General features: G+C 60.4%; 22 protein-coding genes. 13 read left to right on the top strand and 9 right to left on the bottom strand.

Annotated features, from left to right (window positions below; genetic code table 11):
* Positions 1-44: 44 nt before the first annotated feature.
* From FY152_22825 to FY152_22815, 3 genes are all read right to left on the bottom strand, one after another.
* Positions 45-1,286: an MFS transporter gene (locus tag FY152_22825; GenBank protein UXS34927.1), complete on the bottom strand. Its 1,242-nt coding sequence runs from the start codon at positions 1,284-1,286 to the stop codon at positions 45-47.
* A gap of 203 nt (positions 1,287-1,489) precedes the next feature.
* On the bottom strand, positions 1,490-2,059 hold the full coding sequence (locus FY152_22820; GenBank protein UXS34926.1) for an N-acetyltransferase: 570 nt from the start codon (positions 2,057-2,059) through the stop codon (positions 1,490-1,492).
* Positions 2,060-2,307: 248 nt separating this feature from the next.
* Positions 2,308-3,441 (bottom strand): type III PLP-dependent enzyme, encoded by a 1,134-nt coding sequence (locus FY152_22815; GenBank protein ID UXS34925.1) that lies wholly within the window; start codon positions 3,439-3,441, stop codon positions 2,308-2,310.
* A gap of 536 nt (positions 3,442-3,977) precedes the next feature.
* On the opposite strand from FY152_22815, the gene FY152_22810 reads away from it, so the two are divergent.
* Positions 3,978-4,871, top strand: coding sequence for a LysR family transcriptional regulator (locus FY152_22810; protein ID UXS34924.1), 894 nt, complete (start codon positions 3,978-3,980; stop codon positions 4,869-4,871).
* Positions 4,872-5,113: 242 nt separating this feature from the next.
* Positions 5,114-6,049, top strand: a complete 936-nt coding sequence (locus tag FY152_22805) for an IS110 family transposase (protein UXS34923.1) — start codon at positions 5,114-5,116, stop codon at positions 6,047-6,049.
* A gap of 161 nt (positions 6,050-6,210) precedes the next feature.
* On the opposite strand, the gene xylA is transcribed toward FY152_22805, so the two are convergent.
* From xylA to FY152_22780, 5 genes are all read right to left on the bottom strand, one after another.
* A complete protein-coding gene (gene xylA / locus FY152_22800; protein UXS34922.1) occupies positions 6,211-7,521 on the bottom strand; it encodes a xylose isomerase in 1,311 nt (436 codons plus the stop codon).
* A 217-nt stretch (positions 7,522-7,738) separates the two neighbouring features.
* Positions 7,739-9,193 carry a xylulokinase gene (xylB, locus tag FY152_22795; GenBank protein ID UXS35163.1) on the bottom strand — a complete coding sequence of 485 codons (1,455 nt, stop codon included), beginning with the start codon at positions 9,191-9,193 and terminating at the stop codon, positions 7,739-7,741.
* A 103-nt stretch (positions 9,194-9,296) separates the two neighbouring features.
* Positions 9,297-10,319 (bottom strand): LacI family DNA-binding transcriptional regulator, encoded by a 1,023-nt coding sequence (locus FY152_22790; GenBank protein ID UXS34921.1) that lies wholly within the window; start codon positions 10,317-10,319, stop codon positions 9,297-9,299.
* Positions 10,320-10,667: 348 nt separating this feature from the next.
* Entirely contained in the window at positions 10,668-12,251 is a 1,584-nt protein-coding gene (locus tag FY152_22785) for a DHA2 family efflux MFS transporter permease subunit (protein UXS34920.1), read from the bottom strand.
* A gap of 34 nt (positions 12,252-12,285) precedes the next feature.
* Positions 12,286-13,500, bottom strand: coding sequence for an HlyD family secretion protein (locus FY152_22780; protein UXS34919.1), 1,215 nt, complete (start codon positions 13,498-13,500; stop codon positions 12,286-12,288).
* Between the two features lie 160 nt (positions 13,501-13,660).
* Between FY152_22780 and FY152_22775 the strand changes: the two genes are divergently transcribed.
* The 6 genes from FY152_22775 to lysS all read left to right on the top strand — a co-directional run bounded on the left by FY152_22775 (position 13,661) and on the right by lysS (position 21,152).
* Positions 13,661-14,335: a TetR/AcrR family transcriptional regulator gene (locus FY152_22775; protein UXS34918.1), complete on the top strand. Its 675-nt coding sequence runs from the start codon at positions 13,661-13,663 to the stop codon at positions 14,333-14,335.
* A gap of 162 nt (positions 14,336-14,497) precedes the next feature.
* On the top strand, positions 14,498-15,256 hold the full coding sequence (locus tag FY152_22770) for a TerC family protein (protein ID UXS34917.1): 759 nt from the start codon (positions 14,498-14,500) through the stop codon (positions 15,254-15,256).
* Positions 15,257-15,404: 148 nt separating this feature from the next.
* On the top strand, positions 15,405-15,716 hold the full coding sequence (locus tag FY152_22765) for a GIY-YIG nuclease family protein (GenBank protein UXS35162.1): 312 nt from the start codon (positions 15,405-15,407) through the stop codon (positions 15,714-15,716).
* A gap of 243 nt (positions 15,717-15,959) precedes the next feature.
* Positions 15,960-17,732 (top strand): SLC13 family permease, encoded by a 1,773-nt coding sequence (locus FY152_22760; GenBank protein UXS34916.1) that lies wholly within the window; start codon positions 15,960-15,962, stop codon positions 17,730-17,732.
* Positions 17,733-17,944: 212 nt separating this feature from the next.
* On the top strand, positions 17,945-19,402 hold the full coding sequence (locus FY152_22755; GenBank protein UXS34915.1) for a glutamate--tRNA ligase: 1,458 nt from the start codon (positions 17,945-17,947) through the stop codon (positions 19,400-19,402).
* 250 nt (positions 19,403-19,652) lie between these two features.
* Positions 19,653-21,152, top strand: coding sequence for a lysine--tRNA ligase (gene lysS, locus FY152_22750; GenBank protein UXS34914.1), 1,500 nt, complete (start codon positions 19,653-19,655; stop codon positions 21,150-21,152).
* A gap of 262 nt (positions 21,153-21,414) precedes the next feature.
* On the opposite strand, the gene FY152_22745 is transcribed toward lysS, so the two are convergent.
* A complete protein-coding gene (locus tag FY152_22745; GenBank protein UXS35161.1) occupies positions 21,415-22,311 on the bottom strand; it encodes a hypothetical protein in 897 nt (298 codons plus the stop codon).
* A 317-nt stretch (positions 22,312-22,628) separates the two neighbouring features.
* Between FY152_22745 and FY152_22740 the strand changes: the two genes are divergently transcribed.
* The 5 genes from FY152_22740 to FY152_22720 all read left to right on the top strand — a co-directional run bounded on the left by FY152_22740 (position 22,629) and on the right by FY152_22720 (position 26,512).
* Positions 22,629-23,531, top strand: coding sequence for a metal ABC transporter substrate-binding protein (locus FY152_22740; GenBank protein ID UXS34913.1), 903 nt, complete (start codon positions 22,629-22,631; stop codon positions 23,529-23,531).
* Positions 23,528-24,436 (top strand): manganese/iron ABC transporter ATP-binding protein, encoded by a 909-nt coding sequence (locus FY152_22735; protein ID UXS34912.1) that lies wholly within the window; start codon positions 23,528-23,530, stop codon positions 24,434-24,436. The genes FY152_22740 and FY152_22735 overlap by 4 nt, the downstream gene beginning before the upstream one ends.
* Entirely contained in the window at positions 24,417-25,277 is an 861-nt protein-coding gene (locus FY152_22730) for a metal ABC transporter permease (protein ID UXS34911.1), read from the top strand. The genes FY152_22735 and FY152_22730 overlap by 20 nt, the downstream gene beginning before the upstream one ends.
* Positions 25,274-26,128 carry a metal ABC transporter permease gene (locus tag FY152_22725; GenBank protein UXS34910.1) on the top strand — a complete coding sequence of 285 codons (855 nt, stop codon included), beginning with the start codon at positions 25,274-25,276 and terminating at the stop codon, positions 26,126-26,128. The genes FY152_22730 and FY152_22725 overlap by 4 nt, the downstream gene beginning before the upstream one ends.
* 210 nt (positions 26,129-26,338) lie before the next feature.
* On the top strand, positions 26,339-26,512 hold the full coding sequence (locus tag FY152_22720; GenBank protein UXS34909.1) for a DUF1328 domain-containing protein: 174 nt from the start codon (positions 26,339-26,341) through the stop codon (positions 26,510-26,512).
* Positions 26,513-26,592: the final 80 nt, after the last annotated feature.

Raw genomic sequence — 26,592 nt, 5'->3', positions numbered from 1 at the left:
CCTATTTGCCCATGATCGCGAAATGGCGGTTGAGACGCCATGTTTCAAAAGCGCAGCCGGAAGAAACCATATAATGCCAGAGCCGTGCAAATCGCCGCCCCGACCAGATAGGGCAGATGGAGCGCGGCGATACGGCCAAGCGCGGGCTCGGCAAGGGTGACGAGCAAACCTGCGGCAAGCGCACCGAACGACATCGCGCCCCAGCCGAAAAACCGGTAAACCGAATTGACGCGGCCGAGCAGCTCATCCGGAATGAGCCTTTGCCTGTAGCTGACCGTCACCACATTCCAGAGCATGCCGGCTGCGGCCTCGAAAAACAGGCCCACCGCCACAAGCGGCACGGAGCCGGACAGGCCAAGCACCAGATTGAACAGCGCGAAGGTGCAGAGCGCCAGAACAAGGCTTTTCCGCGCGCCCAACCGGCGGGCAAGCCAGGGTGAGGCCAGCCCACCGAGAACGCCGCCGGCAGCACCACAGGTCAGCAAAACACCATAGGCCGCCGCCGACAGCTGAAGCACCTCCTGCGCATAAAGGACAAGGATCGTCATTCCGCCGATGAAGACGGCATTGATAATGCCCAGCATGAGGGCAAGCCGCAGGATCATCCTGTTATGCCGCATCCAGCCAAGCCCCTCCCGCAATGCGGGCCAGAAGGCAAAGGTGCCGGACGGCCTGCGCGGCGGCAGCACGATCAACCAGATCAGCAGGGCGGATGCCGCATAAAACCCGGCATCCAGACCGAAGGGAAAGGCGATACCGGCGGTAATCAAAAGGCCGGCCAGTGGCGGGCCGATGAACTGGCCCGTAACCTGTTCCGCGCTCCACATCTGGCCGTTGGCATGTTCGAGATCACCGGGGGCAACCAGCGACGGCAGGATCGTCTGCGCCGCATTGTCCCGAACAACCTCGGCGCAGCCAAGCAGGAAAGCGATCACCGCCAGCGAAAAAATCCCCGTCATACCGGCATCCGCCGCTCGAGGAAGCGCCGTGGTGGCGGAGATCATGGCAACGGCGCAGATCATCAGCGCCAGCCGGGCCAGATCGGCCCGCACCATCAGCAGGCGTCGGTCGCTCCGATCCGTCCAGACGCCAACGGGAAGCGCAAAGAGCAGCCAGGGCATCCGCTGCGCCACCGCAATCATGGAGATCAGCAGCGGATCGCTCGTCAGCAGCGTGGCAAGCCAGGGTATCGCCACCATGGATATGCCATCGGCAAGATTGGATACGGCACTGGCGGAGAAAAGAAGGCGGTAGTCGCGGTTTACCCGAAGAAGAGTTGCCTGCATGCCTGAACCCCGCTGCTGAAAATCACACCGGAGCACATACAGGCTGACGCAGAAAACGGGCAGGCTTTACGATATCGCCTGCCCTGCAAACCGGCACCCAATCCGATATCGCAGCTTTGCATGAAAGACTATTTTGCGGAAACAGAATTTCCGGCGGTCCGGTCCCGGCATAGAAACGGGCCGGACCGCCGGAACTGTTCGTCTCAGGCCGAGAGCCTGCGCCCGCTTGCCACCAGAAGGCCGGCAGCGCCTTCCAGCCAGCCAGCCTTCAGTTCCAGCGCCAGGAAACGGCTGCGCTCGAACGGGCCGGGCATGATCAGGTGCTGGGCCTTTTCGGCGAAGAAGCCGAAACGCTCGTAATAGGGGGCGTCACCAACCAGAAGAATGGCGCCGTGGCCGCGCTTTGTGGCTTCGGAGATCGCTGCACGCATCAGTGCCGAGCCGATGCCCTTGCCCTCATGGGCGGCGTCGACGGCCAGCGGACCGAGCAGCAGCGCTTCGACGACGCGGCCTTCGCGCGAAATGCCGGCTTCGACATTCCACAGGCGCACCGTGCCGATGACATGGCCATCCTCATCACGGGCGACCAGCGCCAGGCCTTCGGCCGGAACGCGGCCAGCGCGCAGCTTCTCGGAAGACTTGCGGCGGCGGCCGGCGCCCATGGCGCGGTCCAGCAGGTTCTCACGGGCAACGACATCGCCCGGATTTTCCTGATCGACATGAAATGTCTGCGGTGTGAAAAATGCCCGTACCGAATTCAAAAGAGCGGCCATTCTTGGCCTCCCGTCACACAACCGCCCACACGCGGCCCTTGATGAAAAATGGTGGAGCCGTTCCGGCCCGCCGACACGCTTTCCTCGGCTGGAAGAGGAGCAGCAAGCAGGGATTTGCGCAACAGCACAATCGGCAGGGCCGGAACGGAAGCTTGGTCGAGACGCCGCCCTTTTCAGCGGACGGCGCTCGGACTTTTATCGAAGCATCGGATTTCCCGAAAACGCACTACGCTTTTCGGTCGGATGCTTTAGATGACGTAGGCTTTCAGCGGCTCGAAGCCGTTAAAGGCAACCGCCGAATAGGTCGTCGTATAGGCGCCCGTGCCTTCGATCAGAACTTCGTCACCGATGGTCAGAGAGACCGGCAGCGGGTACATGTTCTTTTCATACAGCACGTCGGCGCTGTCGCAGGTCGGACCGGCCAGAACGCAGGGCTGCATCTCGTCCTGATCGCGCTCGGTGCGGATCGGGTAACGGATCGCCTCGTCCATCGTCTCGGCGAGACCGCCGAACTTGCCGATGTCGAGGAACACCCAGCGGTGGTTGTCATTGTCGGACTTCTTCGAGACGAGAACGACTTCCGCCTTGATGACGCCCGCATTGCCAACCATGCCGCGGCCCGGCTCGATGATCGTCTTCGGAATCTGGTTACCGAAGTGCTTGCGCAGCGCCGCGTCGATTGCCTGACCGTATTCTTCGGCAGCCGGAACGTCACGCAGGTACTTGGTCGGGAAACCGCCGCCCATATTGACCATCTGCAGGTGGATGCCCTGCTTGGAGAGCGAAGCAAAGACCCGCTTTGCATCGGCCAGCGCCGCATCCCATGCGTCGAGATTCATCATCTGCGAACCGACATGGAACGACACGCCGTAGGATTCGAGACCCAGCTGATGTGCATAGACCAGAACATCGACAGCCATCTGCGGCACGCAGCCGAACTTGCGCGACAGCGGCCATTCGGCGCCTTCGCCATCCGTCAGCACGCGGCAGAAGACGCGCGCGCCGGGAGCTGCACGGGCAACCTTCTCGACTTCCTCATGGCTGTCCACGGCGAAAAGATCGATGCCGAGCGCATGGGCGCGCGCAACATCGCGTTCCTTCTTGATGGTGTTGCCGAAGGAGATGCGGTCAGCAGTTGCACCGGCATCGAGCGCCATCTGGATTTCAGCCACGGAGGCGCAATCGAAGTTGGAGCCGAGCGAAGCGAGCAGCTTCAGGATTTCGGGAGCCGGGTTTGCCTTCACGGCATAATAGATCGCGCTGTTCGGCAGGGAGTGCCGGAACGCGTTGAAATTGTCGCGCACGACGTCGAGATCAACCACAAGGCAAGGGCCTTCGGGACGTCGGGTCTTGATGAAGTCGAGAATGCGTGCAGTCGTCATCGATATATTCCCTATAAAACCGGCTCCGGAAAATCCGGAGGACAAAGGACGCTCGAGATATGCAGACGAATCAGCCGGTGGAGGCGCAGATTCAATAGCATACGCTCAAGGCGCGAATGTGAACGACGCCCTGCCAGAGCATCATTCGGCTTTGTCTGCCATCGATTGGAGGGATTGACCCGACCGCACTTCAGGCAATGATGGTGTGCCTCTTCAGTACCCCGGCTGATGGAAAGCCGGCAGAGAACCAGAAAGGCCCGCACCGTCGTTGCTTCATATGTCCTCGCATTTCCCGGTTGGCCGGAATAGCGACTGGAGGGGTTAGTTCCAGGTACCTTACCTAAATCCTCACCACATCGAGGAATCGGCGGACACACATGGGCACGTGCGACTTTGGGCAGCCCGTGAAATAAGAATATTCGCAGTCATAATCAAGAGGATTTTTTCATCAAATCGCGGATTTTTTCGGCAGCGAATTTAGGGTTGAACAGTCAGCCCCCAGCGTTCAATTATATGGAACGAACCGGAGGATTCCCATGGACACGCTCACCCGCATCCGCGCCTTTATCGATGTTGTCGAAGCGGAAGGTTTTTCCGCCGCTGCGCGCAAGACCGGGCGTTCCAAGGCGCTTTTGTCCAAATATGTGCGGGAACTGGAAGATGATCTCGGCGCATTGCTTCTCAATCGCACAACCCGGCAATTTTCCCTGACGGAGGCCGGACACACTTATTACCGCACCGCATCCGACATTTTGAAGGAGATCGACAACCTTGCCGATCTGGTGCGTGAGAAGAATGCGGATCTGAAAGGCAAGCTCCGGATTTCGGTTCCCCGCACCTTCATCGACGCCGATGTCGGTCAGAGCCTGATCGATTTCGCCAAGGAAAATCCGGAACTGTCGCTCGAAATCGTCGCCGAGGACCGATTCGTCGATCTGATCGAGGAAGGTTTCGACCTTGCGGTTCGAATCACGCGGCTGGAAGATTCGGGCCTCATCGCCCGCAAGCTTTCCGATTTCCGGGTCTATGCGGTGGCGACGGCGGATTTTGTGGCCCAGCATGGACCGCTTGACGGGCCGCAGGATTTCTCCCGCGTTCCCTTCATCATCGACACCAACACCCGCTTCCACAATACGGTGCGTTATCTCGAGCCGGATGGCGGCTCGAACTCGGTCGCCATCAGCGGGCCAATTGAGGTCAACAGCCCGCAGGCGACGCTGCGCGCCGCCCGCGCCGGGCTCGGCATTGCGCTCGTGCCGGATTTCATCGCCAGGCCCTATATCCAGTCCGGCGAGCTGGTGACGCTGTTCGATGACTATATTTCCAAGGATCGCGGTATTTACGCGGTCTATCCGCATCGCCGCTACCTGCCCGCCAAGGTGCGCAGCTTCGTGGATTATCTCTCGGCGTGGTTCAGGAAGAATGGGTGAGGACGCGGGCGTTGGCCACAGACAGCCCTCACCTCCGTCATCCTCGGGCTTGTGTGGACGATTTGTGGTTTACTGGATGCATCAGCCTGGCAGCGCAAGCCCGGCTGATGCAGGCAGGCGGCCGTTTTTTCGGGCTGGTTTAAACAGCCGAGGTCAAGCAAGGCCCTGCCTGCTCCCTTTGACCCCGAACGGTTGATCGGGCTTTTGCCCGCACCACAAGCCTGGGAGCAAGGCCATGATACATGATATCGCCGTCGTCGGCATCGACGTTTCCAAGCAGTACTTCGACATCCATATCCCATCCCGCCGGTAAAAGCTTTCGTTGCGGCTCGTCACCGGACGAGATCACGCAGCTGGCCCGGCGCCTTAGGGGACTGGGGCCGGTCGCCATCGGTCTCGAAGCCTCGGGCGGTTATGAAAGCAGGCTGGCCGATGGTCTTCATGCCGAAGGCCTTGAGGTTTATGTCGTGGCGCCTGCCCGCGTGCGCAGCTTTGCCCGCGCCATCGGCCAGCTGGCCAAAACCGACCGCATCGATGCGGCCATGATCGCCCGTTATCTGATGGCGGTATGGCGTGACCTCACACCCTACGCGCCTGATCCGGCTTGCCGCAGGCTGCATGCGATCAGCACCCACCGCCGGCGCCTGCTGGCCGAAAGGAGCGGGCTGGTCAGCCAACTCGACACCATCGACGAACCGCTGGTGCGCGACCTGATCGGGGAGCGCCTGCGGACCATCGCTCAGGATATCGCCACATTGGATGCGGCAATCGGTGATGTGCTGGCGCAGACGCCGCGGCTGCGCAAAAGCCATGCCCGCCTTCGCCAGGTCACCGGCGTCGGGCCGGTCCTGGCAACGGCACTGCTCGCCGACATGCCGGAACTGGGCAAAGTCTCCGCAAAGGTCGCCGCCGCCCTTATCGGTGTCGCGCCCTATGCGCGCCAGCCGGGCGCATCGGACCAAAACGGGCGATGTGTTGGCGGCAGAAAGCATCTGCGCGACATCGCCTATATGGCCGTCCTCAGCGCCATCAAGGTCAGGGACCCTGTCCTCGGCGCCTTCTATCAAAGGCTCAGAACCCGCGGTAAGCCCTTCAAACTCGCCATGATCGCAACCGTGCGGAAACTCATCACCATCCTCAACGCTATCGCTCGATCAGACACCGCTTTCGCACAATAGGTCCACGGTTGCTTGACCCGGGGATCCACGACCAAGCCGCTTGTGGATCCTCGCCTCAAGGGCGAGGATGACGTCGCGTGTGCCGTGACGGAGATCGTCAAGCCGAAACGACGAAAGCGGGAGATGTTCCCCCGCCTTCTTTTTTGGAAACAAGGACCCGGTCAAACGTAACGGTTGACCACGTTCTCCAGATATTCCTGACGACCGGATTTCGGCTCGGGATTGATATCCTCGCGCTCCACCAGTGCCGCGATCTCGTCGAGCTTCAGCTCGCCGCGCAGCATCTTCTGGGCCTCGGGGGCGTCCCACCCGGCGTAACGTTCCGCAAGCGGCTTGGACAGCGCGCCGTCCTCGACCATTTTCGCCGCCGCCTTCAGGCCACGGGCGCAGCAATCCATGCCGCCGATATGGCCGATCAGCAGGTCCTGCGGATCGAGCGACTGGCGGCGCAGCTTGGCATCGAAATTGGTGCCGCCATTCTTGAAGCCGCCACCGGCCAGCACGTGGTAATAGGCAAGCGCCATTTCCGGCACGTTGTTGGGGAACTGGTCGGTATCCCAGCCGGACTGGTAATCGTTGCGGTTCATGTCGATGGAGCCGAAAATGCCGAAGGCATTGGCGAGAGCCAGTTCATGCTCGAAGGAATGGCCGGCAAGGATGGCGTGGCCCTGCTCGATATTGAGCTTCACTTCCTTTTCGAGGCCGTTCTTCTGCAGGAAGGCATAAACGGTGGCAACGTCATAGTCATACTGGTGCTTGGTCGGCTCCTGCGGCTTCGGCTCGATCAGGATCGTGCCTTCGAAACCGATCTTGTATTTATATTCCACCACCAGATTGAGGAAACGGCCCATCTGGTCCAGCTCGCGGGAAAGATCGGTGTTGAGCAGGGTTTCGTAACCCTCACGGCCGCCCCACAGAACATAATTCGCGCCGCCGAGCTTCTTGGTGGCGTCGAGGCAGGTTTTCACCGTGGCGGCGGAGAAAGCGAAAACATCCGGGTCCGGATTGGTGGCCGCACCCGACATGAAGCGACGGTTGGAGAAGAGGTTCGCCGTTCCCCAGAGAAGCTTGACGCCGGTCTGAGCCTGTTTTTCAGCAAAATAATCAACGATCTCGTTAAGGTTCTTCGTGTTTTCAGCGAAGTTTTTGCCTTCCGGGCGTACATCCGCATCGTGGAAGCAATAAAACGGCGAACCGAGCAGCGAGAAAAATTCGAAAGCGACATCGGCCTTCAGCTTGGCGGCCTGCATGGTGTCTTCGAACCACGGACGCTGAAACGTCTGCCCGCCAAAGGGATCGCCGCCCGGCCAGGTGAAGGTATGCCAGTAGGCCACCGCGAAACGCAGATGATCCTCCATGCGCTTGCCGGCAACAATCTCATCGGGATTGTAGTGGCGGAAAGCCAGCGGATTGGTGCTGTCGGGGCCTTCATATTTGATCTTGGTTATGTCGCCGAAAAAACCTGTGCTCATGGGGATCCTCCTTGGTTGGTTGAAATGATGGAGGGCGTGGTTACCCCCCTCTGTCCTGCCGGACATCTCCCCCTCAAGGGGGGAGATCGAATTGCTGGGCCGTCCCGCCCACCTCTATCGTTGCATCTAACGTGATGAGCTTAGCGCCTTGCCGATCTCCCCCCTTGAGGGGGAGATGCCCGGCAGGGCAGAGGGGGTAAGCGGCGAACTCGAAGCCTCAATGCGAAAGCGCCCTGATCGCCGGGTAAAGCGCGTGATACCGCCGGTAAGCCTCCTCATAGGCGCCGCCAAGCGCCGCCACCGGCTCGATGGTGCGCGCCGTCTGCGGCTGGGTGCAGACCGCGACCGGGTCGGCCCCGGTTGCCGCAATCAGACCAAGACGCGCGGCGCCGAAGGCAGCACCGAAATCGCCCTCCGCCGGAATATCCACGGGCACACCGAGCGATGTGGCAATCGAGGCCAGCCAATAGGCCGAGCGTGAGCCGCCGCCGATGGCGGTGACGCGGGAAATGGTGGTGCCGGCGGATTTCAGCGCTTCGAGATTGTCGCGGATGGCGAAGGTAACCCCTTCCAGCACCGCCTGCGTCAGCGCCTTGCGGTCGCTTTCATGGGAAAGGCCGATGAAGGAGCCGCGAATGGCGGCGTCATTATGCGGCGTGCGCTCGCCGGAAAGATAGGGCGCGAAGGTCACGCCGGTCGGGGCCAGAAGCGTTTCGCCCAGTTCGCCCGTCAGGTCGGCGGCGGACTTGCCGGTGAGGCGCGAATACCAGTTGAGCGCATCGGTGGCGGACAGGATGACGCCCATCTGGTGCCAGGTGTTGGGCAGCGCGTGGCAGAAGGCGTGAACGGCGCTTTCCGGCTTCGGCAGATAGGAGGCGTTGGCGGCAAACAGCACGCCGGAGGTGCCAAGCGACACGAAGGCGTGACCTTCCTTCACCGTGCCCATGCCGCAGGCGGAAGCCGCGTTGTCGCCGGCACCACCGGCAACCACGGCCCTGCCCGCAATGCCCCATTCGGAGGCGAGTTCGGACCGCAGAACGCCCGCCTCATCGGTGCCTTCCGCCAGCGAGGGCATATGTTTTTCATCCAGCCCGGTGGCGGAGAGAAGCTCGGCAGACCACTTGCGCGCGCCGGTGTCGAGCCAGGAGGTGCCGGCGGAGTCGGACATTTCGGAGATATATTCGCCGGTCAGCCACAGCCGCAGATAATCCTTCGGCAACAATACCTTGGCCACTTTCGCGAAGATTTCAGGTTCGTTTTTCGCCACCCAGGCAAGTTTCGGCGCGGTGAAGCCGGGGAAAACGATATTGCCGGTGATCTTGCGGAAACGCGGATCGGCATCGAGTGCGGCCGCCTCGGCGTAAGAACGCGTATCGTTCCACAGAATGCAGGGACGCAGCACCCTGCCGGCCGCATCGATCAGCGTCGCGCCGTGCATCTGGCCGGAAAGGCCGATGCCCTTGACGGCGGCAAGCTCCTTCGGAAACTTCTGCTTCAGCCCGGCGACTGCTGTCTGGGCGGCGGCGATCCAGTCGGCCGGGTTCTGTTCCGACCAGCCGTGATGCGGGCGCGAAACATCCAGCGAGCCGTTGGCCGAGCCGATGATCTTCTGATCGCCGTCCATCAGCAGGGCTTTGATGCCGGATGTTCCAAGATCGAGACCGAGATACATGTATTTCTCCATTCCGGCGCTCCATGCGCCACTTTCAGCGGTTTTAAGAGTCACCGCATTTCCGGATGGAAAGCCGGCGGCCACTTTTCCTGGAAATGCGCTCTCAGGGCAGATTGTCCCTGAGGAATATGTCGATACGGATACGTTCCTGCGCCGCGATGACGGACTGGCCATCGGCGCGCGCCTTCAACACGCGGATGGCGCTGCGCACCTCATGGCCGGCATCCTGGTTGAGCACAGCGTCGAGCACCCCTTCCCGCAGTGCATTGGCGGTGTTTTCCGTCAGTTCATGGGCGATGACAGAAAGCGGCCTCTCGCCACCCGCAGCTCTGAGCGCCCGGATGAGGCCGCGATTGCCGGCGCCGAGACTGTAGATGCCTGATAGCGCGTTGTTGCCCAGCGCACCAGCAACCAGCGCCTCTACGGCGGCAGGGTCATCCTTGCCCTCCAGTACCGGCAGAAGCCGCAATTGCGGAAATTCCGACTCGATGACGCTGCGAAAACCTTCCAGACGCTCACGATGGTCACGCACCAGCATGGAGCCGGCAACAACGGCGATATCGCCGCCGCGCCCGGAGAGGAACCGCCCCATGAGGCTCGCCGCCGTGCGCCCCGCCGCGACATTGTCCACGCCGGCATAATGGTCGCGCCGCGAGCCGGAGAGATCGGAAACCAGCGTGACACTGGCGATGCCGTCATCCGCCAGCCGGTCTGCCGCTTCCGCCACATCTTCTGAATCAGTGGCGACGAAAGCGACGCCCGAGGGTTTTTCCCGCCGCGCAACCTCGAGCGCTTCGGTCAGCGCCGCGGCGTTGAAGGGCGGCACCTCGATGATGCGGATTGCCGTGCGTTCCAGATGGGCGCGGCTGGCTGCGGCCCGCACCTCGGCCCGCAGCGTCGCCATGAAGGAATTGTCGTTGCCGGGCAGGATGAAGACCAGCGAATAGTTGCGCCCCTTGGCCAGATTGGCGGCGGCGATATCGCGCACATAACCAAGCTCGGCAATCGCCGCCTCCACCCGTGCGCGGGTGGCCGCATGCACGCCGGGGCGCATGTTCAGCACCCGGTCTATGGTGGCGAGGCTGACGCCCGCCCTCTCGGCGATGTCGTGAACTGTCGGCTTCATGGTTCCTCCCCTCGCCTTTGAATATCCAGCTTTGAGGGCGAGGTAAACCGAAAAATGATGTACGTACCTCATATTTTGCCGAAAGCCGGGATCATGAATTGGGCGTGGTTCCTGTGAAGACGTTGCGGCTGGTTTCTTCTCCCCGCCGGGGAGAAGGTGGCCCGAAGGGTCGGATGAGGGGGCAAGCTCTCCGTATATCGCTACCGTCGCCCCCTCATCCCGCTGCCGCGGACTTCTCCCCCTCGGGGAGAAGAAACAAGCAGCAACCACTCGCTCCATATTCGAAACAAAAAAAGGGGCCGTCATTTCCGACGGCCCCAGCTCTGCGGTGGATGGGAGGGGATTGTTTTAGTGCGCCGCGTCTGGCGGCGGCGCTGCCTTGGGTTTCTGGATCAGGATCGTCATGAAGATCAGGCTGCCGAACAAAAGCGTCAGCGCGAAAAACACATCCGCGAAGGCCAATATCCATGCCTGCTGCGACACCATGCCGACCAGTTTCTTGATCGCGACGGAAGCGCCATCCAGCCCGTAGGAATCATAGTTGGCGCCGACACTGTTCAGCCATTCCAGCGCCTGCGGGTTGGAATAGCTGACATGTTCCGCCAACCGCACATAATGATCGTCGGTGCGCTGCGACAGCATGGTGTTGATAACGGCAAGTCCGACCGCGCCGCCGAGGTTGCGGGTAAGGTTGAACAGGCCGGATGCATTGCGGATGCGGGCGGGCGGCAAGGTGCCGAGCGCGATGTTGTTGATCGGCACCATGCACATCATCAGCCCGAAGCCGCGCAGGATCTGCGGGATCAGAAGTTCATAGAAATCCCAGTCGGTGGTCACATAGGTCATGATCCATGTGCCGCAGCCGAAGCTGATGAAGCCGATCGCCATCATCGCCCGCGGATCGAGCTTGGTGGAGACCTTGCCGGCAATCGGCGCGGTGAAGAACATGGCAAGGCCTGACACGAACATGGTCTCGCCGATCATCAGCGCATCATAGCCCCTCACCCGGCCAAGATAGAGGGGGTAAAGATAGGTCAGCCCGTAAAGCCCGATGCCCATGACGAAGGAAAACAGCGAGCCGATGGAGAAGTTTCGGTCCGCGAAGGCGCGGATATCGACCACCGGGAATTCGACCTTGAAGGCGCGCCAGAAGAACACGACAGCACCGATGACCATGGCCACGGAGCCAAGCACGATATGTTCGTCGTTGAACCAGTCCTTGTTGTTGCCCTCTTCCAGCACATATTCCAGCGAGCCGAGGAAGACGGCCATGGAGAGCAGACCCCACCAGTCGAACTTCTTCCACAGCGAGTGCTCCGGCTTGTCGAAATCGATCAGGCTCCAGGTCAGGATCGTGACGATGATGCCGGGAATGATGTTGACGAGGAACAGCCAGTGCCAGGAAAAGGCATTGGAGAGATAACCGCCGACCGTCGGGCCGATGGTGGGCGCAAGCGTGGCGACGAGACCGATGATCGGCGAGACGACGGAGCGCTTCGACGGCGGGAAAATGGTGAAGGCGGCGGCAAAGACGGAGGGAATCATGCCGCCGCCGATAAAGCCCTGGATCGCGCGATAGACGATCATCTGGTCGATATTGGTGGCGGTGGCGCAGAGTGCGCTCGAAATCGTGAAACCGGCAGCGCAGGTGGCGAACAGCACCCGCGTGGACAGGATGCGCGCCAGCGTGCCCGACAGCGGGATCATGATCACTTCGGCGATCAGATAGGAGGTCTGCACCCAGGCGATCTCATCCGAGCCGGCGCCGAGGCCGGCCTGGATTTCCGCCAGCGAGGCGGAGACGATCTGAATGTCGAGAATGGACATGAACATGCCGAAGACCATCGCGAAGAACGCGATGAGCCTGCGCCTGTCCATCGGGGGATCGGCGGGGATGGACGCCCCGCCCGTACCGACAACCGTAGCCGCCATGATCTTGCCCTCAACGACGCATCAGCGATGCGCCTTACTTGGCTTCCGGGTTAACTTGCGCCGTTTTGGTCGCTTCAGGCGCCGTGCGGGTATCGACATCGACAACGACGCTCAGGCCTGCGCGCAGATTGTGCTTGGCAAGGTCTTCCTTGGAGAAGACGATGCGCACCGGCACGCGCTGAATGACCTTGGTGAAGTTGCCCGTCGCATTTTCCGGCGGCAGCATGGAGAAGACCGAACCCGAGCCGGGCGAAATCGACTGCACCGTGCCTTCAATGGTCGCATCGTCAAAGGCGTCCACATGCACACGAACCTTCGAACCCGGAACCACGCGCGCAAGCTGCGTTTCCTTGAAATTGGCGTCGATATAAAGCTCGTTCATCGGCACCAGCGAAGCGAGACGCTTGCCGACCGAGACAAGATCGCCGTTCTGAACCGCCAGATTGCCGATGACACCGTCATAGGGCGCCTTCAGAACCGTGAAGGAAAGATCGCGAGCGGCCTTGTCGCGGGAAAGCTGCAGCGAACGGACGGTGCTTTCGGCTTCCTCGCGCTGGGCGCGCAGAAGCTCGACATTTGCTTTCGCCGAAGAGATGGCGGCGTCACCGGCCACGACATTCGCCTTTGCCTGATCGAGCGCGACCTGCGCATTGTCGGAAGCGGCAACCGTGCCGACATCCTTCGCCTGCAGCTCGCTGGCGCGCTTCTGGGTGATTTCGGCACCGCGAAGGGCGGCATCCAGCGCGCCCTTCTGGGCGACGGCCTGTTCCAGAGACGCTTCGCCGCCAACAATCTGCGCGTCGATGCGCTTCAGAGACAGTTCTTCGGTACGAATCTGCGCTTCTGCCTGATCGAGCGCGATGCGATAGTCGCCGTCATCCAGCGTCACCAGCGGATCGCCCGCCTTGACTTCCTGGTTCTCCACCACGTTCACCTTGGCGACGTAACCGGAAACCTTGGGCGCGATGACGGCAATGTCACCTTCTATATAGGCATCATCGGTCGAGACCATGAAGCGGCCGTCGATCCACCAGTTGTAACCATACCAGCCGGCACCGGCGAGAAGGGCGATGGCAAAGATCGGCAGAAGCTTCGAGCGCTTCTTCTGCTTCGGCGCAGCGACGGTCTGTGCCGGGGTCTGAGGCGGGGCCTCGACCGGCTTTGCCGGAGAGGTCTCGGCCTTGGCGGAAACATCCGCCTCTTCCGCATCGTTGACGGCGCGAACCGCGCTATTCTTCTGGGCCGACATGAGATTGTACCGTGATAGATTGAAGAAAGTTTTTCGAACTGAACCGTTCGGTTCGATTGACATAATCTCTTTCCTGACACATATCAAGTGTTATCGAACCGTTTGGTTCGACGTCTGGTTAATTTTTTTTACGCCGTTGCCGTGCTAGGAGGCGATAACGATGGCAGGGGAAGACATGGATATGGAAGCGGGCTGTCCCGGAAGCCCCGGCGGGCGTTTTGCGGCGGGCGAGGACCCGGCCAAGCGTGAGCAGATTCTGGCGGGCGCCTGGCGCGTCTTCAAGCGCAAGGGCTTCGACGCCGCCAGCATGAACGACATTACCCGGGAAGCCGGCGTTTCCAAGGGCACGATCTATGTCTACTTCTCCAACAAGGAGGACCTGTTCGCCGCCCTCGTCGACCATCACCGGCAGGAATTCGCCACCTCCATGCGCAATATTCTGGCCGGCACCGAAGAGGTGCGCGAGGGGCTGAAGCAGTTCGGCAAGGCCTTTGCCAACAAGATGATCTGCTCGGAGATGATCCCGGCCATGCGCTCGGTCATCGGCGTCATCGACCGCATGCCGAAGCTGGCGCAGCGCTTTTTCATCGCCGCGCCCAACAATGTCCGCACCGTGCTTCAGGATTTCATCGAGCACCATGTCGCGCTCGGCCATCTGAAGGTCGACGACGTTGAGCTGGCTGCACGGCAATATATCGAGCTTTCCACCGGCACTTTCTTCAAGCTGCGGCTGTTTGGAGAAATCGACGGCCCGGTGCCCGAAGAGGAGCTGGACCGGGTGATTACCAGCGCCATCAAGGTATTCATGGCCGCCTACGGAACCGACAAGGCCTGAGATCATTCAGCAACGGCGCCAGCGCCGATACGCGGCTTGCGCGAAATTTCGATGAAATCTTGCCTGAAAGGCACTTCATCTCCTTGTTTCTCGCGTATTGCGCTATAAATCTCGTTGACCGAATTCTCGGCCGTCCTTGTTGCTGAAAGGAAATATTCCCTGATGGAGTCCGTTCTCCCTCTCCTGTCCGACCCCGCTGCGTGGGTGGCGCTCGTCACGCTTATCGTCATGGAGGTCGTGCTCGGCATCGACAACCTGATCTTCATCTCGATCCTCACCAACAAGCTGCCGCCCGAACAGCGCGAAAAAGCCCGCAAGATCGGTATCGGCCTTGCGCTCGTCATGCGCCTCGGCTTGCTCGGCACCGTTGCCTGGATCGTGCAGCTGACCACGCCGGTCTTCGAAATCTTCGACCATGCCTTCTCCTGGAAGGACATGATCCTGATCGCCGGCGGTCTTTTCCTGATGTGGAAGGCCACCAAGGAAATCCACCACAATGTCGACCCTGAAGATCACAAGGAAGACATGGTCGGCGGCCCCGTGGCGATGAATTTCGGCGCGGCCATCGGCCAGATCCTGCTGCTCGACCTCGTCTTCTCGGTGGACAGCATCATCACCGCCGTCGGCATGACACCACATCTGCCGATCATGATCGTCGCCGTCGTCGTGGCTGTCGCCGTCATGCTGCTCGCCGCAACCCCGCTTGCCAACTTCATCGAGCGCAACCCCACCATCGTCATGCTGGCGCTCGCCTTCCTGATGATGATCGGCACGACGCTGATCGCCGAAGGCATGGGCTTCCATGTTCCCAAGGGTTACGTCTATGCCGCCATGGCGTTTTCGGCGCTGGTGGAACTGCTCAACATGCTGGCCCGCAACGCGCGGCGTCGGAAGAAGGCGAGTGCTGAAGAGGCACATTGACCGCACTTCCGTCATGCCGGACTTGATCCGGCATCCAGTCAGCCCAAGTCCTTGGGCTGAAAAACTCCTCTCGCCGCGCAGACGCGCGTCGGCTGGATACCGGATCAAGTCCGGTATGACGGAAATAATTTCACCTCTTGCCAAAACAATGACCTTTGCGCATGCTTTTCTCATGCGCGAAGGTTACGTTTATATTCTTGCATCAAAAAGAAACGGCACGATCTATACTGGCGTAACAAGCGACCTTTCTCACCGTTTATATGAACATCAGAACAATTTGACGCCCGGCTTCACAACCCGTTATGGCGTTAAGACGCTTGTGTGGTTCGAAACATACGATCTCGTCACGGACGCAATTGCGAGAGAAAAGACGATAAAAAACTGGCCGAGGGCATGGAAGATCAAGTTGATTGAAGATCTCAATCCAGCCTGGGACGACATTGCCCATTTTCTTCTCTGACAATCCCTCCGCTCCGTCATGCCGGACTTGATCCGGCATCCAGCCAGCCCAAGTCCTTGGGCTGAAAAGACTCCCCTCGTCGCGTGAGAGCCGCGTCGGCTGGATACCGGCTCAGGGGCCGGTATGACGGAAAGATATGAATGACCATCCCACTCCGGAACCGCTTCACCCCGGCTTGCGTTCTTCGATATCCTCATCGATAGAGTCATTCCCGCCGCCTCTCCTTCGAAAGCATAAACCAGCATGACAACCGACCAGATTCTCGCCTTCACCGTGATCGCCGGCATGATGGTCGCGTTCATCTGGGACAGGTTCCGTTATGATGTTGTCGCCTGCAGCGCCTTGCTGGTGGCCGTGGCCGTTGGTGTCGTGCCTTTCGAGAAGGCTTTCTCCGGTTTTTCGGATGATATCGTCATCATCGTCGGCAGTGCGCTGGTGGTCAGTTCGGCGGTGGCGCGTTCCGGCATCGTCGACATGACCATCAAGAAATATTTCCCCGAAATGCATTCCAAGGGCCTGCAGCTGGCCTTTCTGATGATCGTCGTCGCCATCATGTCGGCCTTCATCAAGAATATCGGTGCGCTTGCCATCATGATGCCGGTCGCTTTCCAGTTCGCCCGCAAATCCGGCAGCCCGGTCTCCTATTATCTGATGCCCATGGCCTTTGCCGCCTTGCTGGGCGGGTTGATGACGCAGATCGGCACCTCGCCCAACATCGTCGTCTCGCGGTTGCGCGAGGAAATGACCGGGCAGAGCTTTTCGATGTTCGACTTCACCCCCGTCGGCCTCGGGCTGACGGTGATCGGCATCGTCTTCCTGACCTTTGGTTACCGGCTGCTGCCCGTGCGCAACCGGCAGCAGGCATCGGTGGAAGATATTCTCGACCAGTCGGCCTATACCGCCGAAGCGACGCTGCCTGCCGACAGCACCTATGCGGACAGACCGCTGCGCGAGCTATTGAAACAGGCGGATGGCGACGTGATCGCCAGCACCATCCTGCGCGGACCACGGCGCATCTCACCCTTTCCCGACGTCAATCTGAAACCGGGCGACACCATTCTTCTCGAAGGCAACCCGGAAGGCCTCGACCGCATCGTCTCGCAGGCGAAGCTGCTGTTATCCGGCAAGCCGCTGACGGAAAACGGCCAGAAAACCGCCGACCTTATCTCCATGGAAGCGGTGATTGGCAATGAATCCGTTCTCAACGGAATTTCCGCGCGCGAACTGGCGCTGTCCTACACACGCGGCGTCAATCTGATTGCAGTCAGCCGCCGCGGCCAGCGCGTCAACCAGCGGCTCTCCGACCTGACGCTGCAGGCGGGCGATGTGATCCTGCTGCAGGGAAGCCGCAAGAACCTGCCGCAGGTATTGCAGGAATTTTCGCTGCTGCCGCTGGCACAACGCGAAATCCTGCTGGGCGTGCAGCGCCGCGCGCTTTTACCCGTCATCGTACTTGCCGCCGCCATGATCGCCGCCGGCAGCGGGCTGGTGCCGGTCTCCGTCGCCTTTTTCGCCGCCGCTTTCCTGATGATCGTCGTCGGCGCAATCCCGCTCACCGAGGTCTATAAATCCATTGATGGGCCGATCCTCGTCATGCTCGCCGCCCTCATTCCCGTCAGCGACAGCCTGCGCACCAGCGGGGCGAGCGAATTGATCGCCGCCTGGCTTGGTCATGCCGCGCAGGGATTGCCGCCCTTTGCGGCGCTGGGCATGATCCTGCTCACCGCCATGGCGGTCACGCCCTTTCTCAACAATGCCGCCACCGTGCTGGTCATGGCTCCCATCGCCGCCGGGTTCGCCACCACGCTCGGTTTCCAGCCGGAGGCCTTCCTGATGGCGGTGGCGATCGGCGCGGGCTGCGATTTCCTCACCCCCATCGGCCACCAGTGCAATACGCTGGTCATGGGCCCCGGCGGTTATCGCTTCAGCGACTATCCGCGCCTTGGCCTGCCACTGTCGATCATGATCGTCATCGCCAGCATTCCGATGCTGCTTTACGTCTGGCCAGTGAACTAGGACTCTCGGCCAGGACGCTGAACCAGCGCGGGCTTCGTATTTCCTTGACGCCTGCGGCAGAATATGGCCTAAGCCGAAGCCGAACGGGAATGTGCAAAAGGCGCTTTCATTGCGTCTTCCAACATGATTTCCTGCCGCATCCAAACGAAAACATCGTGACAGACGGGTGAAACCGCCCCGATGTCACTGCCACGTCACGACGAGTGAATTTCATGACCACTTCCGGCGTTCGCGTCCGCATCGCACCTTCCCCCACCGGCGAACCGCATGTCGGCACCGCCTATATCGCGCTGTTCAACTATCTCTTCGCCAAAAAACATGGCGGCGAGTTCATCCTGCGCATCGAGGATACCGACGCCACCCGCTCGACCCTCGAATATGAGCAGAAAGTGCTGGAAGCCCTGCGCTGGACCGGCCTCACCTGGTCGGAAGGCCCTGACGTCGGCGGCCCTTACGGTCCCTACCGCCAGTCCGAGCGCAAGGCCATGTATTGGCCCTATGCCGAAGAGCTGCTGGAAAAAGGCCATGCCTTCCGCTGTTTCTGCACGCCCGAGCGGCTGGAAGAAATGCGCGAAGCCCAGCGCGCCGCCGGCAAGCCGCCGAAATATGATGGCCATTGCCTCAACCTGAAGGCCGAGGAAGTCACCGCCCGCGTCACCGCCGGCGAGGCCAATGTCGTGCGCATGAAAATTCCGACCGAAGGCTCGTGCGATTTCCATGACGGCGTTTATGGCGATGTCTCGATCCCTTGGGATTCCGTCGATATGCAGGTGCTTATCAAGGCCGACGGCATGCCGACCTATCACATGGCCAACGTCATCGACGACCATCTGATGAAGATCACCCATGTGGCGCGCGGCGAAGAATGGCTGGCCTCCGTGCCCAAGCACATTCTGCTTTACCGTTATTTCGGCTGGGACCAGCCCACGTTCATGCATCTTTCGCTGATGCGCAACGCCGACAAGTCGAAGCTTTCCAAGCGCAAGAACCCGACCTCGATCTCCTATTATTCCGCTCTCGGTTACCTGCCGGAAGCGCTGATGAACTTCCTTGGCCTGTTCTTCATCCAGATCGCCGAAGGCGAAGAACTTCTGACCATGGACGAGCTGGCGGCGAAGTTCGATCCGGAAGCGCTGTCCAAGGCCGGCGCCATCTTCGACATTCAGAAGCTGGACTGGCTGAACGGCCGCTGGCTGCGTGAGAAGCTTGCGCCGGAGGAGTTCATTTCCCGCACGCTGGAATGGGCGATGGAAAATGCCCGCCTGACCGAAGGCCTGAAGCTTGCCCAGAGCCGCATTTCCAGACTCGGCGAATTGCCGAACCTTGCCGGCTTCCTGCTGGCAAGCGATGTCGGCCTGACGCCGGCTTCCTTTGCCGGGCTCAAAAGCAAACCCGAGGAAATCCACGAAATCCTCACCACGGTTGCCGCCGATCTGGAAAAGATGCCGGACTGGAATGTGGAAGCGATCGAGGCGGAGCTGCGCGATGTCGCCGAACGCACCGGCAAGAAGCTGCGCGTCGTGACGCCGCCGCTGTTTGTGGCCATGTCCGGTTCCTCGCGCTCGCTGCCGTTGTTTGACTCGATGGCGCTGCTTGGCCGTTCCGTTGTGCGCCAGCGGTTGAAGATGGCGATTGCCGTTGTGGCCACGATGGTTGGCAGCGGAAGCTGATAGTTATGTGCTGGCGGTGACGCCGGCAGACTGAAATATACCCCTCTGCTCGGGGTACCCCCCTCTGCCCTGCCGGGCATCTCCCCCTCAAGTGGGGAGATCGACAAGCGGCTGACACCTTGCCCATGAAGCGGGCGGGCGCCGCATCTGATCTCCCCCCTTGAGGGGGAGATGTCCGGCAGGACAGAGGGGGGTAAGCCCGGAGCGCATAGGGTAACCGCAACGAACAAGGCCGCTGAAGGCGAATACGATGAACGACAAGACGACCGAAACCACCGCCCTTTCCTCCGACGCGACAGAAGTGCGCCGCCAGAAACTTGCGCTGCTGCGCGAGCAGATCGGCGATGTCTATCCGGCGCATTTCCACCGCACCATGAGCAATGCGGAGCTGGCGGAAAAATACGCCGATATCGAAGCCGACGTCGAAACCGGCGATACGGTGACGGTGGCCGGCCGCGTTTATTCCTCCCGCAATTCCGGCATGTTCATGGATATCCATGACGCCTCGGGCAAGGTGCAGATCTTCTCCCACAAGGATACGACGCCGGAAGCGGCGCGCAACCTTTTGCCGATGATCGATATCGGCGACATCATCGGCGTGACCGGCAAGGTGCGCCGCACCAAGCGCGGCGAGCTGACGATCAACGCCGAAGAAATCACCATGCTGACGAAGTCGCTGCTGCCGATGCCGGAAAAGTGGCACGGCGTCTCCGACATCGAGCTGCGTTACCGCAAGCGCCATCTGGACATTCTCTCCAATGAGGAATCCAAGCTGCGCTTCCTGCAGCGTTCGAAGATCCTTTCCGGCATTCGCCGCTTCATGGAGGCCGAAGGCTTCCTCGAAGTGGAAACGCCGATGCTGCAGACCATCTATGGCGGCGCGACGGCCGATCCGTTCAAGACCTTCCACAACACGCTGAAGATGGACATGTATCTGCGCATCGCGCCGGAACTGTACCTGAAGCGCACGCTGGTTTCGGGCCTGACCGACAAGGTCTTCGAAATCAACCGCAACTTCCGCAACGAAGGCGTTTCCACAAGGCACAATCCTGAATTCACCATGATGGAGTGCTACTGGGCCTATGCCGACTACGAAGACATCATGGGTCTCGTGGAGCGGCTGTTCGAGACGCTGGCGATTGCCCTGCACGGCACGACCGAAGTTGAATTCCAGGGCCAGACGATCTCCTTCAAGGGCCCGTTCAAGCGCGTGCCGATGCCAGACGCCGTGAAGGAAGCAACCGGTATCGACTTCCTCGCCATCAAGACCGACGAAGAAGCCCGCGCCGCCGCCAAGGCCGCCGGCTTTGCGGTGGAGAAGGACTGGACCTGGGGCGAATGCCTTGCCTTCATCTTTGAGGAGAAGGTGGAAGGCACGCTGATCCAGCCGAGCCATGTGACGCATTTCCCCAAGGACATCTCGCCCTTCGCCAAGGAAGTGCCGGGCGAACCGCGCCTCGTCGAGCGTTTCGAAAGCTATTGCAACGCCTGGGAAGTGGGCAACGCCTTCTCGGAACTCAACGATCCGGAAGAACAGCGCCGCCGCATGGTGGAGCAGCTGGAGCAGGCGCACGCCCGCGGCGAAAAAGACAAGCAGCTGGACGACGAGTTCCTCGACGCCATCGACCAGGGCATGCCGCCCGCCGGCGGCCTCGGCATCGGCGTCGACCGCCTGATCATGCTTCTGACCAACGCCCCGTCGATCCGCGACGTCATCCTCTTCCCGGCCCGCCGCAACAAGGCGGATTGACCGGACGAAAACAAAGGCGGCCGCATGGCCGCCTGCAAGAACGAAATTTTCTCGTTCGTCATCCTCGGGCTTGACCCGAGGATACACAGCCAACCAATTTCGTGATCGTGAATGGGTCCTCGGGTCAAGCCCGAGGATGACATTCACTGATGGCTGCGGTTCTCATATGATCGTCACCCCGCCTTTAGCCGGGGCCGGTGCGATTGCGTCACGGCCGAATGCCGGCTAGCACGTCCGGCACGACTGGGCGAGCTAAAGCTTTTTAATGCCCCGACTTCCCCGCAACCGGCTCTTCCGCCGGCGCACTCTCAGCCGGCTTTCCCTCCGCCGCCTGCGCGGTCGTCGAGCCTTTTCCGAAGATCAGTGATTTCAGATAGGTCATGCTGAAGATGCTGCCGCCATCGGCTTCCGGTGTGGAGGTCAGGAGGTCGTCGGCAGTGGATTCGCCATGGGCTTCGGGCGATGACGCCTCGGGAGAGTGGGTTTCACTATCAACAGCGCCGCCCTCCTTGGTCTGCGCGGGCGCAGCATCGTGTCCGCCCTTGGTTTCGCCGTGCCCCGACGCCGCTTTCGCGCCCTTTCCATCCTGGCTTTCGCCGGCGGCATCCGCAGCGGGCGTCGCACAATCGGTCATATCCGTCAGGCTTGCGGCCATTGCTTCGCTGTCTTCCAGCGGCAGATCGATGCGCAGCCCGTAAAACTGGCCGCTGCCATTGGCGGCGCCGTCATAATAAAAGGCCGAATAACGCTGGGCATCCGCGCCCTCGGGAATTTTTGCCGGATCGGCAATGAAGACCACCTGTGCGGCAATGGCACGGCCCCGCATTTCCGAGCGCAGTTGCGGACCATTCCTGTCGAGCACGGAAACCTGCACCAGATCGGGCTTCTGCTTGTCGTAAACTGCCTTGGTGACGCGCAGGGCGGTCTTTAACCGCTCCGTGCCGTCACCGCCATCGGTGCGGATGAATTTGCGCACCCAAAGGGAGCCGTTCTTGCGGATGTTGACCGTCTGGACTGCGTCGCATGAAAGCCCGTTGGCAGAGGCGTAGGATGGTCCAAGCAGCCGCTCGCTGCCGATAAACACGGCAGCAGAACCGGTCGCACCTGCCAAAAGCAGGATCCCGCCTCCGATCATAACGAGTTTGCGCGAAAACCGCATTCGTCCGAATACAGCCTTCACCCGCAACATCCTGACATCAAGTACCCCGCCTTATCGCCCTCACCCCGAAACGTGGCTCGAAAGATGAGGAACACACGCGGGATAAAGCCCTGGACCACGCTGTCCCGAGCCTTGCGATAGTGCCGCTTTCTCATTGAAAAAAGTTTAACCCGCCCGGCGTTGCACCTGCAAAAACGCACCATTTTCGGACATTTGCGAATTCTGCTAAATTGCGAATGATTTGCAATAGCGTTGACAAACGTGATTTTATAACAGATGGTATTGCGAATTAATCGCAACAACATTCGGTGACAGACGTGAATTTCCAGAAAATCCGGCATGCCATTTTCGCTTTTTCGCTTTTTCTTCCCGCCGCCGCCATCGCTCAGGAAAAGGCGCAGGAGAAACCCACGGTGGTCACCACCTTCACCATCATCGCCGACATGGCACGCAATGTGGCGGGCGATGCGGCCGAGGTGGAGAGCATCACCAAGCCGGGCGCGGAAATTCACAATTACCAGCCAACCCCGCGCGACATCCTCAAAGCCCGCAAGGCCGATCTGGTCCTGCGTAACGGTCTCAACCTTGAATTGTGGTTCGAAAAATTCCTGGCCAACCTCTCCGGCGTGCCGAGCGTGACGGTGAGCGAGGGTGTGACGCCGATGGCGATCAGCGGCGGCGCCTATCAGGGAAAACCCAATCCACACGCCTGGATGTCACCCGATAACGCCTTGATCTATGTGGAGAATATCCGCAAGGGACTGACCGAAATCGACCCCGCCCATGCAGATGTCTATGCCGCCAATGCCAAGGCCTATTCGGACAAGATCAAGGCCACCGTGCAGCCGATCCGCGACACGCTTTCCGTTCTGCCGGAAAACAAGCGCTGGTTGGTAACGAGCGAAGGCGCCTTTTCTTACCTCGCCCGCGATTTCGGCCTGAAGGAACTGTTCCTGTGGCCGGTCAATGCCGACAGCCAGGGCACACCACAGCAGGTGCGCGGCGTGATCGACGCCATGCGCGAGCATAATATCCAGGTGATCTTCAGCGAAAGCACGGTTTCCGCCGATCCGGCCCAACAAGTGGCCAAGGAAACCGGCGCGGCCTATGGCGGCATACTCTATGTGGACTCGCTGAGCGAAGCCGACGGCCCCGTCCCGACCTATCTCGACCTCTTGCGGGTGACGAGCGAAACCATCGCCAAGGGACTGTCTTCATGAGAATGGGCAATAAAAAATCAGGCGGCGGCCTGACGGTTCAAAATGCGACAGTGACCTATCGAAACGGCCACACCGCATTAAGAAATGCCAGCTTTTCCATTCCACGCGGTACGATCACTGCACTTGTCGGCGTCAATGGCGCCGGCAAGTCCACGATTTTCAAGGCAATCATGGGTTTCGTGCCTCTGGCCGCCGGTTCCGTCTCGATCTTCGACCTGCCGGTGAAGGAAGCGCTCAGGAAAAACCTCGTCGCCTATGTGCCGCAGGCCGAAGAGGTGGACTGGAGTTTTCCGGTGCTGGTGGAGGATGTGGTGATGATGGGCCGTTACGGCCACATGAATTTCCTGCGCATCCCCTCGAAACGCGATCACCAGATGGTCGAAGAGGCGCTGAAACGCGTCAACATGCTGGACTATCGCAAACGCCAGATCGGCGAACTCTCCGGCGGGCAGAAGAAGCGGGTGTTTCTGGCCCGCGCGCTGGCGCAGGAGGGTCAGGTCATCCTGCTGGACGAGCCTTTCACCGGTGTCGACGTAACGACGGAAGAGCAGATCGTCGCACTTCTGAAGGCGCTGCGCGACGAGGGCCGCGTCATGCTGGTCTCCACCCACAATCTCGGCAGCGTGCCGGAATTCTGTGACCGCGCCGTCTTCGTCAAGGGCACGGTGCTGGCATCGGGCAAGACCGCGGATACCTTCAACGAGGAGAACCTGCAAAAAGCCTTTGGCGGCAGCCTGCGCCACTTCGTGCTTGGCGGGGCGGACCTGCATAACGACGCCGATCCGCGCCGGGTGAAGGTCATCACCGATGACGAGCGGCCTTTCGTGATTTACGGCAAGAATGGCCAGAACGGACATGATCCGCAGGCTCCGAAAGAAAAAGTCGATGATAAACAGCCTTCTTGAGCCTTTCACCTATGGTTACATGCTGAACGCCATCTGGGTCAGCGCACTGGTGGGCGGCGTCTGTGGCTTTCTCTCGGCCTATCTGATGCTGAAGGGCTGGTCGCTGATCGGCGATGCGCTGTCCCACGCCATCGTTCCGGGTGTGGCGGGCGCCTATATGCTGGGCCTGCCCTTTTCGCTCGGCGCGTTCCTTTCCGGCGGGCTTGCGGCCGGCTCCATGCTGTTCCTGAACCAGAAGACGCGGCTGAAGGAAGACGCGATCATCGGGCTGATCTTCACCTCGTTTTTCGGGCTTGGCCTATTCATGGTGTCGCTCTCGCCCACTTCGATCAATATCCAGACCATCGTGCTCGGCAATATTCTGGCGATCACCGCTGAAGACACGATTCAGCTGGCGCTGATCGGCGGCATCAGCCTGCTGGTGCTGGCACTGAAATGGCGTGACCTTATGGTGGTGTTCTTCGATGAAAACCACGCCCGTACCGTGGGGCTGAAGCCTGAAGTGCTGAAGGTTATCTTTTTCACCCTGCTTGCGGCTTCCACGGTTGCCGCCCTTCAGACCGTCGGGGCCTTCCTCGTTGTCGCCATGGTGGTGACGCCCGGGGCCACCGCCTATCTCCTGACCGACCGTTTCGAGCGGCTGATCCTGATGAGCCTCATCATCGGCGCGGCCACCAGCTTCGTCGGCGCTTATCTCAGCTATTTCCTCGACGGTGCGACCGGCGGCGTCATCGTCGTACTGCAAACGGCGATTTTCCTTGCCGCCTTCGTCTTCGCCCCCAAACACGGGCTGCTCGCATCCCGGGCCAAGGCCCGCAAGGCGCTCGGAGAAACGCCATGAGTGAATATCTCGAACTCGCCATCCTGCCGTTTCAGCTGCCCTTCATGCAATATGCCTTCGTGATCACGCTGATGATTGCAGTGCCGATGGCGATGCTGTCCTGTCTTCTGGTGCTGAAAGGCTGGTCGCTGATGGGCGATGCGGTTTCCCATGCCGTGCTGCCGGGCGTGGTGCTGGCATATATCGTCAATATACCGCTTTCCATCGGTGCGTTCATTGCCGGCATGATCTGCGCGCTCGGCACCGGCTTCATCAAGGAAAACAGCCGCATCAAGGAAGACACGGTGCTTGGCATCGTCTTTTCCGGCATGTTCGGGCTGGGGCTGGTGCTTTACGTGAAGGTGCAGAGCGATATGCATCTCGACCACATTCTCTTCGGTGACATGCTGGGCATTGCGCCGTCGGACATGCTGGAGACAGGTCTGATCGCGCTTTTCGCCACATTGTTTCTGGGCATCCTGCGTAAGGATTTGCTGGTCAACGCCTTCGATCCGCAGCATGCCAAAGCAATCGGCCTGCCGGTGCGTATTCTGCATTACGGTCTGCTGATGGTTTTGTCACTGACGGTGGTTGGCGCGCTGAAGGCGGTCGGCATCATCCTCTCGGTGGCCATGCTGGTCGCGCCGGGCGCGATCGCCTTCCTGCTGACGCGGCGCTTCTCCACCATGCTGGTTGTGGCCATTGCGGTGGCGGTCACGTCATCGCTCTGCGGCATATGGCTGAGCTTCCTGATAGACAGCGCCCCTGCCCCGACCATCGTGCTTTTCATGAGCCTTGCTTTCGTTGCCACCTTCATCCGCACCACCTGGAAAGCCCACCACATCGATGCGGTAGGTGAAAGAGGGATTTAGAGCGCACCCAGCAAAGGCGCTCCCCCGGTTTCCGTCCGAAAATGCGGCAGGACAAAGAGTCCGGGGGTTGTCGCCATTCGAGGAAAGTGAAAACGCTCCAAAACAACGATTTTTGCGGGAGCATGGAACATTTTCGCCTTTTGCGCGTCATTTTCGAGAGTCCGCTGCGAGACGGCAGACTCTTGAAAATTAAGCGAAAGGGGAAGCTCCATGCTGAAATGGGCTCTTATTTTCTTTGTTATTTCTTTGATCGCGGGCGTATTCGGCTTTACCGGCATTTCGGCGGCGGCGGCGGGCGTGGCCCGAATATTGTTCTTCATCGCCGTGGTGATCTTCCTGGTCTTCCTCGTGCTTGCACTGATGGCCGGAAGCGCGGTCGTCTGAACGAAAAAAGGCGACCGGCTTTTACGCCGGTCGCCTTTAATCTGTGAAAACTGCACACTCTCCTGAGTCATCCTCGGGCT

Source organism: Agrobacterium tumefaciens (genome assembly GCA_025560025.1).
Lineage (GTDB): Bacteria > Pseudomonadota > Alphaproteobacteria > Rhizobiales > Rhizobiaceae > Agrobacterium.
Note: the sequence above shows the minus strand (reverse complement) of the source record. Positions and strands in the feature narration are given on the sequence as shown.